7 protein-coding genes are annotated in these 7,272 nt (G+C 63.5%); 6 read left to right on the top strand and 1 reads right to left on the bottom strand.

The genetic code is table 11. The features are described from left to right. The 4 genes from DFR67_RS31450 to DFR67_RS29970 form a co-directional block, all read left to right on the top strand. The coding region (locus DFR67_RS31450) for an acyl-CoA dehydrogenase family protein (protein ID WP_146240584.1) at positions 1 to 102 on the top strand (102 nt) is incomplete at its 5' end. A gap of 267 nt (positions 103 to 369) precedes the next feature. Further along, on the top strand, positions 370 to 2,538 hold the full coding sequence (locus tag DFR67_RS29980) for an MMPL family transporter (protein ID WP_245938250.1): 2,169 nt from the start codon (positions 370 to 372) through the stop codon (positions 2,536 to 2,538). Positions 2,539 to 2,544: 6 nt separating this feature from the next. Next, positions 2,545 to 3,750: a sensor histidine kinase gene (locus DFR67_RS29975; RefSeq protein WP_110473103.1), complete on the top strand. Its 1,206-nt coding sequence runs from the start codon at positions 2,545 to 2,547 to the stop codon at positions 3,748 to 3,750. Next, positions 3,747 to 4,436, top strand: a complete 690-nt coding sequence (locus tag DFR67_RS29970; RefSeq protein ID WP_110473102.1) for a response regulator transcription factor — start codon at positions 3,747 to 3,749, stop codon at positions 4,434 to 4,436. Before DFR67_RS29975 ends, DFR67_RS29970 begins: the two co-directional genes overlap by 4 nt. Positions 4,437 to 5,232: 796 nt before the next feature. Here the strand turns inward: DFR67_RS29970 and DFR67_RS29965 are convergent. Then, positions 5,233 to 5,874 carry a hypothetical protein gene (locus tag DFR67_RS29965; RefSeq protein WP_110473101.1) on the bottom strand — a complete coding sequence of 214 codons (642 nt, stop codon included), beginning with the start codon at positions 5,872 to 5,874 and terminating at the stop codon, positions 5,233 to 5,235. A gap of 399 nt (positions 5,875 to 6,273) precedes the next feature. Here DFR67_RS29965 and DFR67_RS29960 point away from each other — a divergent pair, with 399 nt between their 5' ends. Both DFR67_RS29960 and DFR67_RS31665 read left to right on the top strand, forming a co-directional pair. Continuing rightward, on the top strand, positions 6,274 to 6,498 hold the full coding sequence (locus DFR67_RS29960; protein WP_158540081.1) for an Lsr2 dimerization domain-containing protein: 225 nt from the start codon (positions 6,274 to 6,276) through the stop codon (positions 6,496 to 6,498). Between the two features lie 28 nt (positions 6,499 to 6,526). Beyond that, positions 6,527 to 6,622, top strand: a complete 96-nt coding sequence (locus DFR67_RS31665) for an Lsr2 family DNA-binding protein (protein ID WP_425451366.1) — start codon at positions 6,527 to 6,529, stop codon at positions 6,620 to 6,622. Positions 6,623 to 7,272: the final 650 nt, after the last annotated feature.

The following is a 7,272-nucleotide window of genomic DNA, read 5'->3' as shown; positions in this document are numbered from 1 at the left end:
TTCCCGGTGGAGCGGATGATGCGTGATGCCAAGATCACCCAGATCTACGAGGGCACCAACCAGATCCAGCGCGTCGTGATGTCCCGCGCACTCCTCAAGTGAGGCCGAACCACAACCGATAGGTGGATGCCCCGCCGGACACCGCTCCAGCCGGCAACAGCCGCTAGTGCATATGCACCAGCTCCCAACCAATGCCGACTCGAATGCACCAGAAGAAGATCGTGTCCGGGGACGATGTCAGGCGGGGTGCTGACAAGGGATGTTGTAGCTGCGCAGTCCCGCGTACTTGTCTAGCAGCGTCTGGAGTGATCAACGGTGGCAACACTTCTCTATCGGATGGGGCGATGGGCCTTTCGGCGGCGGCGTGTCGTGATTTCCTTGTGGGTCGGTGTCCTTGTGCTCGCCGGGGCTGCGGTCGCCCTGGCACCGGCCGGAGAGGAAGCAGAACTCTCCATGCCCGGCATTGAATCGCAGAAGGCCTTTGATCTGCTGGATGAACGTTTCCCCGATGGCGACTCGCAGGGCGCCGAGGCCCATCTGGTGTTTCAGGCTTCACATGGGCGGAAAATGACGGCCACCGAAAACCGTGCGGCTGTCGAAGAGACGCTTGGCGTGTTGGAAGGCGGCGATCAAGTTGCCTCGGTCACAGATCCTTTCGAGACGGATGCCGTCAGTGATGACGACACCATCGCCTACTCCACGGTCACCTACAACGTCGGCGCCGTCGACCTGACTGCTCCGGCCAAGAGCGCCCTGGAGTACGCGGCTGATCAGGCGCGGGATGCGGGGCTGACCGTTGAAATCGGCGGCTCTGCACTGGAATCGGAGGTGTCGCCGGGCGGTACGACAGAGATCATAGGCATCGCGGTCGCGGCGGTGGTACTGATCATCGCCCTCGGATCCCTCGTCGCGGCCGGTCTCGCGTTGCTGACAGCCTTCTTGGGGGTTGCGATCGCCTTCTTCGCGGTCTCGGCGCTCGCTGTTCCCCTCGGCCTCACCTCGACCGTGGGGATCTTGGCGCTGATGCTGGGGCTCGCGGTTGGCATCGACTACGCGCTGTTCATCATCTCCCGGTATCGCGACGAACGAGCTCGGGGCAGTGGTCCGGAGGAGGCCGCCGGTCGTGCGGTCGGGACGGCCGGATCCGCTGTCGTCTTCGCCGGTGCCACCGTCATCATCGCTTTGCTGGGGCTGGGGGTCGTCGGAGTTCCTGAGCTCACCAAGATCGGGATGGGCGGCGCAGGCGCCGTTGCGCTCGCCGTTCTTGTCGCGCTGACTCTCGTCCCGGCTCTGTTCGGTACCTTCGGCAGGCGGGTTCTGCCTCGCGCTCTGCGAAAACCTGCCGAGCCGCAGGTGCGCTCACCGCATCCGTTGCCCACCGCCGTGGGCAAACAGGGCCTCGGCACCCGCTGGGCACGGTTCGTACTGCGGCGGCCGGTGCCGGTGCTGCTGGTCGCCGGGATCGGCCTGGGTGTGGTGGCTTTGCCGGTACTGAGCCTGGAATTGGGCTTGCCCGGCGATGAGTCCAAGTCGGCCCAGACCACCGAGCGACGTGCTTACGACCTGTTGTCCGACGGGTTCGGGCCCGGTTTCAACGGTCCGCTGACGGTGGTTGTGGACATGTCGAAGTCCGAGGACTCCCAGGCCACCACCGCTCAGGTCGTCGAGACACTCCGCGCAGTGGATGGCATCGCGTCCGTTGGCAATCCGGTCATCAGCGACAACAATGACACCGCGGTTCTCACCGCGATCCCACAGACTGCGCCGACCAGTAGCGAAACCAAGGACCTGGTGCAGTCGATTCGGGGCAAAGTCTCGGGCCTCGAAACTGCCACGGGTTCCGTTGTTTTGGTGACCGGGACGACTGCGCTGAACATCGACATCTCCGAAGCCATGTCCGATGCCCTCATCCCGTACCTGGCCGTGGTCATCGGTTTGGCGATCCTGCTGTTGATGGTGGTCTTCCGGTCCATCTTGGTTCCCATCAAGGCTGCGATCGGGTTCCTGCTGTCGGTGGGTGCGGCGTTCGGTGTCGTCGTCGCCGTCTTCCAGTGGGGGTGGGGCGCAGACCTGATCGGAATCGAGGAGACAGGACCGGTGATGTCATTGATGCCGATCCTCATCATCGGGATCGTGTTCGGTCTCGCGATGGATTACGAGGTCTTCCTCGTCTCCCGCATGCGGGAGGCCTACGTTCATGGCACGTCGCCCCAGGAGGCGATCGTTGCCGGGTTCCGGCACAGCGGACGGGTGGTGGCCGCCGCGGCGATCATCATGACCAGCGTATTCGCGGGATTCATCGGGCTCGCCAGCCCGACCATCCAAACGATGGGCGTCGGGTTGGCCGCCGCAGTCCTCTTCGACGCCTTCGTGGTCCGGATGGCAATCGTTCCCGCGGTCCTCGCGCTTCTCGGAGACCGAGCCTGGTGGATGCCCCGTACGCTCGGGCGTGTGCTGCCGAATGTGGATATCGAGGGTGAGGCACTGAACACGCGGGCTCCGGTCTCCGTGTACGCCTCGGACGCGGCCCGGAACTGAGTCGTCATGACCACGATCGATAGCGCTCTCCCGTCCCCACGCAGGTGGTGGTGGGAGGGCGCGATCGTCGCCTCCGCGTTCGCATTGACACTGCTGGGCGGGACAATCCGTGTCGACGACACGCTGTCTGCGCCGCCAGCGACCACCTACGTCATCGCACTTGTGTCATCTGCCGCACTGACAATGCGGCACCGGGCGCCGATCGCGGCGATCGCTGTCACGACGGCGGCCGGCATGTTGGTCGCACCGTTGGATCTACTGCTGACACCGCTGATCGTGGCGCCCGCGGTGATCGCTGCCTACTCGGTCGCTGTCCGGTTCGAACGTCGTGTCGCCGCCGCGATGCTACTTGCCTCCTCGGTCCTGCTCATTGCGCCCACCCTGCTCTTCGGCGCACTCTCGTGGCAAGACACGAGCAGGCTGGCAGTGGTTGCGGCGTTCGTGATGATGGCAGGCGTCCTTGGCTATTCGACCCAGAACCGGCGGGCCTACCTCCTGGCAATCGAGGAGCGGGCACGGCATGCCGAAGAAAGTCGGGACAGCGAAGCACATCGGCGGGTTGCCGAGGAACGCGTGCGTATTGCCCGCGAACTGCACGACGTCGTGGCCCATCAGCTCACCCTGGCCAACGCGCAGGCCGCAGTCGCAGTCCACCTCTTCGACTCCCGCCCCGAGCAGACCCGAACGAGTCTCAACGAACTCGTCGAGACCACCCGCGACGCGCTTGACGGCCTCCGCGCCACAGTGGGTCTGCTTCGTCAGTCCGGAGATGCGGCCGCGCCGACCGAACCGGCACCGGGCTTGTCCCGACTCCACGTGCTCCTCGAGTCCTTCGACCGTGTGGGTCTGAAGATTTCGGTGCGCCATGAGGGCCCGCACAGGCCATTGCCACCCGGAGTGGACCTCACCGCCTATCGGATCATCCAAGAGGCTCTGACCAACGTGACCAAACACTCTGACACCGATACCGCCGAGGTGGGGCTGCTCTGGAGCCGCGACCACGTGACCATCACCATCGTCGACAGCGGGGACGCCCCTACCGCGTCAGCCGCATCTGACGGGCCTGATCGTCTGCCCGGTTATGGTCTGATCGGGATGCGGGAGCGGGCCACCGCAGTCGGGGGCCACCTCTCGGCGAGCCGAGGCGCTGACGGCGGTTTCGTCGTCACTGCGACGCTGCCTTTCCCGTCTACCAACGATAGGACATCGTGACGCTCCGGGTATTACTCGCCGATGATCAGGCCCTGCTGCGCAGTGCCTTTCGGATGCTCCTCGACAGCGCCGACGACATCACGGTCGTCGGTGAAGCATCAGACGGACGAGAAGCGGTGAGACTGACCCGAGAGCTCCGCCCCGATGTGGTGATCATGGACATTCGGATGCCCGAGATGGACGGCCTCACAGCAACATCCGAAATCTGCGCCGAGCCCGACCTGCGCAGCAGCCGGATCCTCATACTCACCACCTACGAGACCGACGAGTATGTCGCGCAGGCGCTACGCGCGGGAGCGAGCGGCTTCATCGGCAAAGGTATCGGCGCCGAGGAGTTGCTCGATGCCGTGCGAACGATCGCCTACGGTGACACACTGCTCTCCCCCGCCGCGACCCGCTCCCTGGTCGCCCACTTCCTGGCCACCCCGGACGCCGCCCGGCCTCACGACCCCAAACAGCTTTCGGTACTCACACCCCGTGAGCGCGAGATGGTGGCGCTGGTAGCCACCGGGCTGTCCAACAACGAAATCGCCGAACGAGTGTTTCTCAGCTCCTTCACCGTTCGCGCCCACGTACAACGTGCGATGACAAAGCTGAACGCCCGCGATCGTGCGCAACTCGTCGTCATCGCCTTTCAGACAGGCCTGGCGCACGCACCTGGCAGCAGCACCGACCAGCTGCCGTAGTCCTGCAGATGCCGCAGTGACCCGCCGTCGACCGTCGCCACCTGCGTTGGAGTCACTGGACGCAAGGTCCGTCGACCACACCCACCCAACATTCTGCCGAGTCCAGCCAGCGTCGCCGAGAGTTCCTTGTGTTTCTGGCGTGGACCACCACGCCAGCCGCGCTAACTGGTTGATAGCCGTCGCTCCACCGGATCGAATTGTCCAGCCTCGACGTCGAGACGACATAGTTACCGATTATCGGCTCGAGTTCTTGCGACGACCGTCGGGTTTTCAGATGGAAGTAACAGCAGTGAAACTGGCTTGCCCAGGTCAGACCGGTACACACCCCTCCGTTCAGACCCCTCGGACCACCCCATCCAAGATTTTCGCCCCATATTGCCCCATGGCAGTTGCCCCATATGCCCCATGGTTGGCGCCCGCCGGACTGACACCTGGGTCCGTGCGTCACGTCGAGTCGGTTTTGGGTTGCTCCGACCGCCCTCGAACGGCCGCCCCTCCGCTGGAAAATCTACATATCAAGGCAAGTATGGGAAACCTAGATACTTCACCAGACATCCCCAGATATCGCAGTTGAAGATCTGCGCCTGCCCGGTTCGTGCAGGGCACCGACGCCGAATAAGAGTTTCCCGCGTTCGGCGCCTTGCGTTCGCCGGTGACATCGTCCCAGTCAAGGCCAGAGCCTTAAGCCGACGCGATATCTATTATCGGCGTAACCCTTTGTAGCACAACGCCCTTCGTCGACAGTGACGAAACGAACCTTGGATCAAGCCCTGCGCCAGGCGTGCCAATGCGGGGTTCAGTTAAAAAGTGCACCCAAATCGAACGGACCGATACTTGATCCTCCGCCACTGGACCCGGAGGTTGACCCACCTCCTGGCGTCTCACCGCATCCGGTGACGACGAGCTGCTGTGGAGTGGGGGCTCTGTCAGCAGTCTGCGGACCCGTGCGGATACGGAACCATATCGTCTTCGTTCCGTCGGCTGATGCCGGTGGAGCATCGACCGCGGTCTTCAGGTCGATGCTCCTTTCAGTGACGAATCCTTCAGGCTGTGCGCTGCCGTTATACGGATTGCCAGATCCCCAAGGCAGAATCCCCGGAGCGAGACCCGACGTGAGGTATGGAGACTCGGCGCCGACCCACCTGGCGATTGGCCACGGAATGCCGTTGACCGCACGCCACGGTGCGGGCATGCTCGCCGGAAGCTGTGTGGCGTTGACCAACGCCACATCATTCTCCTGCTCGAACCACCAGTCAGGCTGGTAGCTCGTCGAATTCGTGTGATTTATCTCCGTGATCGTGGCAGTGCAATTGCCGTTATTGGCGCCACCGATCTCCGTGCCCTTGGTCGCAGCAGATGCAGCGCCGGCCCCGGCAAACGACGCGACAACCATGGCAGCAGCAGCCGCACAAAGTCCTGTAATTGCTGATCGCTTCATGTCCGCCCTCTCAGCGTGATCGGGACGCTGGTTCCGCGTCCGCTGCGTACTCACGGTAGGGCGACCCGCCTGGTCGCGAACCGCTTTCCGGATATCTGATTAATCAAATCCGCTTGCCGGCGCTGCATCGCGAACCAGCGCCAGACGTTCCACGGCCCTGTCACCTCACCATTGGAAGGCCTCAGGGGTCGGACATGAACTGTTTCGTTGCCGTGGCCAGGGCCGTCGGCGGCCACCCGCCGGCGCACTTCAATCGCTTCGTCGAGCCGCACGGCCAGTGCCAGGTTGCGACGAACGACGGGCTCGCGGATGTGCCGTGGTGCGCGAGGGTGCCCCGACTGTCTTCGTTATGGCGCGCTCGACTAGTAATCCCTGCTCGATATGGCGATGTCATCAGCTATGGCAACCAAGATCGCTATTGAGTACTTTGATGACCTTGACGGTCATTCCATAGATCCGCAGAACGCGATCAGCATCGAATGGTCCTGGCAAGAAACCGATTACGAGTTCGACACCACGACCGCACACCTGGACATGATCAAAAACGGGCGCGTCCCGAGGGCCACCGTGCTCAGCAAGTCCCGCCGGACCGGTCGGCACACGTCGAACGACGCCCGCCGCTAGCGGCCAGGGCGAGGTCAGCCGACGCGAGATCCGGGCCTGGGCACGCGCCCACGGATACCAGGTCGGCGACCGCGGACGCATCGCCACCGACATCGTCGACGCCTACCACCAGTCCATTGGCTAACCCACCAACGAATCACCCACCGCGTGATGCGGCGAGAACGCTGCTGACACTGCACCGCCGAGCCACCAGCACAGGTCAGACATCGACTACCCGGCGTCCCCCGACCATGATCATCGCCGTCCACGATCGACGGGCCCACGTGCTGCGCCGATAGCTCGAATGAACGACCGTGTTCTACCGCGTGGCCACCACCACCTGTTCAACCCGACAAGACCGTCGTGACCGGCAACGTCACCGCCGAAGCAATTGCCGTCGCCTTGGGGGTGGCGGGGTTGCCGATCCTGCGCGGGCGCTACCCACCCAACAGCGACGCCCCGATTCGCCGTCGCCACCACGCTCGCAGCCGTGGGCCACCTGACAATGGTCGGCGCCCGGCCCGGTCACGCACCGCAACTCGAGGAAGCTATGCACCGTAAGTCGAAATATGCTGACTGCCCACGGATTTAGTCGCGGATCGAGATGTCGACCGTTCATGTTCTAGTCTTCTAGTTTCGTTGCGTAACCATTCAGTTCAGGGTTAGATCTACCTAAATCGGTCAAGCCGTGAGGACGTAGATGAACGCCAAAATGATGTTGCTCGGGTTCGCTCCATGGATCATCTTTTCTGTGGTCGCCGAGCGCGCAGGCGCTGACCATGTTGCTCTCGCCGC

It is taken from the genome of Williamsia limnetica (assembly GCF_003217475.1).
Classification (GTDB): domain Bacteria; phylum Actinomycetota; class Actinomycetes; order Mycobacteriales; family Mycobacteriaceae; genus Williamsia; species Williamsia limnetica.
Note: the sequence above shows the minus strand (reverse complement) of the source record. Positions and strands in the feature narration are given on the sequence as shown.

Excerpts from the sequence above, each read along its gene's own strand:
- DFR67_RS29975 (WP_110473103.1), top strand. The coding sequence starts at position 2,545 with ATGACCACGATCGATAGCGCTCTCCCGTCCCCACGCAGGTGGTGGTGG.
- DFR67_RS29965 (WP_110473101.1), bottom strand. The coding sequence starts at position 5,874 with ATGAAGCGATCAGCAATTACAGGACTTTGTGCGGCTGCTGCTGCCATG.
- DFR67_RS29960 (WP_158540081.1), top strand. The coding sequence starts at position 6,274 with ATGGCAACCAAGATCGCTATTGAGTACTTTGATGACCTTGACGGTCAT.